Origin of the sequence: Vibrio sp. 10N.222.48.A3 (assembly GCF_041475345.1) — a bacterium.
GTDB classification, from domain to species: domain Bacteria; phylum Pseudomonadota; class Gammaproteobacteria; order Enterobacterales; family Vibrionaceae; genus Vibrio; species Vibrio tasmaniensis_A.
In genome coordinates this window covers 1-3,721 of sequence record NZ_JBFRVX010000980.1, presented here as the reverse complement: position 1 = coordinate 3,721, position 3,721 = coordinate 1, and the positions used below count along the sequence as shown (strand labels likewise).

The window sequence follows — 3,721 nt, the reverse complement described above, 5'->3', positions numbered from 1 at the left end:
CATATCAAAAGGAATACGTTTTAGGACAAAACAATAGATACAAAAAAGCCGCCCGAGTTTAACTCGGGCGGCTTTTAGAAGATCATGTACCGCAATATGGTGTTTATCCGTAAAACGAGATTGCCACGTTCAACATGCCTCGCTAACTATTTTATTTTGTTAAGCGATTTGCCGTCCAAACATAAAGCAGCTCAAGTGCGATAGTTGCGCCAGCTAGAGCCGTAATTTCGCTTTGGTCATAGGCAGGAGACACTTCTACAACGTCCATACCAACCATGTTGATACCCTGTAAGCCACGAATGATTTTGAGCACTTTATCTGAATTCAAACCACCACACACAGGCGTCCCAGTACCCGGCGCAAAAGCAGGATCCAGACAATCGATATCAAACGTTAGGTAAACTGGCTTATCACCAACAATGCCTTTCACTTGAGCAATGATCTCATCCACGCTCATGTCATTCGCTTGCATCGCATTGATAACATTAAAGCCATGACCTTCCTGCTTATACTCTGTACGAATACCTATTTGCACAGAATGCTCAGGCGAGATTAACCCTTCATTTGGCGCATGGTAGAACATAGTACCGTGATCGTAACGACTACCCTGACTGTAAGTATCAGTGTGCGCGTCAAAATGAATCAGAGCCATTTCACCGTACTTCTTGCCGTATGCTCTTAGCAAAGGCAATGTAATGAAGTGATCGCCACCTAACCCTAACAGTGTTTTACCGCTGTTTAGAATCGCATCAGCGGCTGCTTCTAGACGCTGAGTTAAGTCTTCTGCATCACCGCAATCAAACACAAGATCGCCAGCATCAATCACCGAGGTGTGTTCAAATACATTGAAGTCCCAAGGAAATTTTTTGCCTTCCCACGCCAAGTTTACAGACGCACGACGAATCGCATCAGGCCCCATACGAGCACCCGGACGACCCGACGTCGCCATATCTAACGGCGCGCCCAACACAACCACATCAGCATCGTTATCAATTGGGTTCTGTACCAATGGACGACGCATAAAAGTCATCGCGTTGGAGTACAGCGAGTAATCTGGTTTGGTAAATAGATCGTTCATTAAAAATCCTCAAGATAGGTGTAACCCATCAAGCCTTGCTCTAACTCTTCAAGTACGCTTTGCTGCTCTTGTGCTGGTACTTTTGCCGTGACCAAATCTTTGTAGTTCTGACGAATCAGATCCGTATCAATGTGAACATAACGCATCATGTCTTCAACCGTATCGCCTTCATTGATGTAGTCGATATTCGCTTGACCACTTTCATCAACATTCACCACTACACTGTGGGTATCACCAAATAGGTTATGCATATCACCCAAGATCTCTTGGTATGCGCCTACTAAGAAAAAGCCCATCAGGTATGGTTCATCTGGGTTCCATGCAGGAACTGGCAGAGTCGTTTCAATACCTTGGCCATCAACATACTGGTCAATCGTACCGTCAGAATCACAGGTGATATCCAGTACTACAGCGCGTCGCTCATCCGCATTATCCAAACCACTTAGAGGTAATACAGGGAATACCTGATCAATACCCCAAGCATCTGGTAAAGATTGGAACAGCGAGAAGTTCACGAAAAACTTATCAGCCAAACGCTCGCTCAACTCATCCAAAATAGGACGGTGGTAACGGTTCTTAGTACTCATACGAGAGCTAAGTTCGTAGTTAATACGCAAAGACATCTGCTCTGCCCAAGCACGGTGCTGAAGATTCAGCATACCCGTCGCAAATTGGTTGTGTGCTTCTGCGATATCACTTTGCGTGTCGTTGTAGATCTCAATCAGCGCGCGGTCATCATTACCCGCATCTAGCTCTAAGAAATTCTTCCACATGTTGTTTAGCAACATTGGTGCGTCAGCTTCAGGCGCAGCCATATCTTCCGGAGAATAGCTTTCTGTACCGATCACGTTAGTAACAAGCACAGCGTGATGCGCAGTCAACGAACGACCAGATTCAGAAATGATCACAGGTTGCGGCTGATTGTAGAGCTTACAAATATCCCCTACTGTCATTACGATGTTGCGAGCGTACTCAAGCAAGCCGTAGTTCATTGAGTTTGAAGACTGGCTACGTGTGCCGTCGTAATCGACCGCCAAACCGCCACCAACGTCTAAGAACTTCAGTTGAGCACCTATATCACGCAGTTCACAGTAAAAACGAGCCGCTTCACTCACACCATTTCGTACATCACGAATATTCGCCATTTGCGAGCCAAGGTGGAAGTGCACGAGCTCTAGAACATCCAGTTGATCTTCTGCTTTCAAGCGTTCAATAACGGTCAATACTTGTGATGCAGACAAACCGAATTTCGACTTCTCACCACCACTTGCTTGCCATTTACCTGCACCTTGAGATGCAAGACGAATGCGTAGACCTAAACGAGGTTTCACGCCAAGCGCTTTTGCTTCAGAAAGGACAAGATCAAGCTCTGACAACTTCTCTAGAACGATAAATACTTTGTGGCCTAGCTTTTCGCCAATAAGCGCAAGACGGATGTATTCTCTGTCTTTGTAACCGTTACACACGATCACAGAGCTCGCTTTTTGAGCCAGTGCCAATACCGCTAATAGTTCAGGCTTGCTGCCCGCCTCTAAACCAAGCTGCTTCTGCTCTAATTGAGCTTGGCTCGCTAAGATCTCGTCAACCACTTCTTTCTGTTGGTTAACTTTAATCGGGTAAACAAGTAGGTAACGGTTATCGTACTGATATTCGTCGATCGCTTGGTTGAATGCGTTACAGATATTGTGCACACGTTGATGCACTATTTGAGGAAAACGCACAAGAGCAGGCAAACCAATATTTCTCTGCTCTAACTGTTTTACGATCTGACTTAGCGGAACTTGATGATCGGTTTCGCTCGGTGATACATACACCTCACCATTATCATCAATTCCATAAAAACCTTGGCTCCAGTGCTTTACATTATACTCAGCACGGATGCGTTCCAAATTAACCGAATTTTCCAATTCTAGAGACCTCACACTATAGGGCCATCGACAGAAGATACCTCATTGGAATAGCGAGGTATAACCCAACAAAAAACGTTCGAAAACGATTTGTTGGCTGCATTAACCGATATTATTAAGAGTGAGTCCAACCATTGATATTTGTGGTTACGATTACGTTTTTTTATCGTCGACCCGACTTAAAGTGACAGGTAAGGTATTACAAGGTTTTAGGCCAAAAAACAGGCTGAAGCGCATTAGATTTAAAGCACTTTCTAACAAAGAATCAGGTGAATAAAATACCAAAGACACATAAAATTCTTAGCTAACCTGGTCAAGTTAAGTCAGGGTTGTGACAAATATGCGCACTTCCCAATCTGAACTCTCGCTATCACAAACACAACTTGTATCCCGTGATTCGATACCTATAAACACTTCGTTCTTCCTACTAAAACTCGCTCACTTCAATGTTGTAACCGCTCAATTTTTGAACTTTTCTCGCGCATATCTTGTATTTGGTTGGATATTCTTGTAATTTCAACCGACCAACCAATCGGTCAGCTTTCGAATTTAGGGGATACTATGAGCCATAATCTAGACCTTGAACCAAACACGTCGAGCATCAACGACATGGATCAAATGTTCAACCGACAAAAAGATCACTACCGCTGTAATGTTAATCCAACGCTTGAGCAGAGAAGAAAAAACCTCTCAGAATTAAAAGCGTTGCTAATGCGCTATCAAGAGCAGTTGATTG

The 3,721-nt window shown here is 44.2% G+C and carries 2 protein-coding genes and 1 pseudogene; 1 reads left to right on the top strand and 2 read right to left on the bottom strand.

What is annotated here, in order from left to right; all coding sequences use genetic code 11:
• Nucleotides 1-151 precede the first annotated feature (151 nt).
• Together speB and speA are read right to left on the bottom strand one after the other, a co-directional pair.
• Entirely contained in the window at nt 152-1,078 is a 927-nt protein-coding gene (speB, locus tag AB4653_RS22720; protein WP_009846513.1) for an agmatinase, read from the bottom strand.
• Nucleotides 1,078-2,985, bottom strand: a complete 1,908-nt coding sequence (gene speA / locus AB4653_RS22715) for an arginine decarboxylase (RefSeq protein ID WP_102257374.1) — start codon at nt 2,983-2,985, stop codon at nt 1,078-1,080. The genes speB and speA overlap by 1 nt, the downstream gene beginning before the upstream one ends.
• A 561-nt stretch (nt 2,986-3,546) precedes the next feature.
• Between speA and AB4653_RS22710 the strand changes: the two are divergent.
• A pseudogene (locus AB4653_RS22710) lies at nt 3,547-3,721 on the top strand (coniferyl-aldehyde dehydrogenase); the annotation flags it as partial.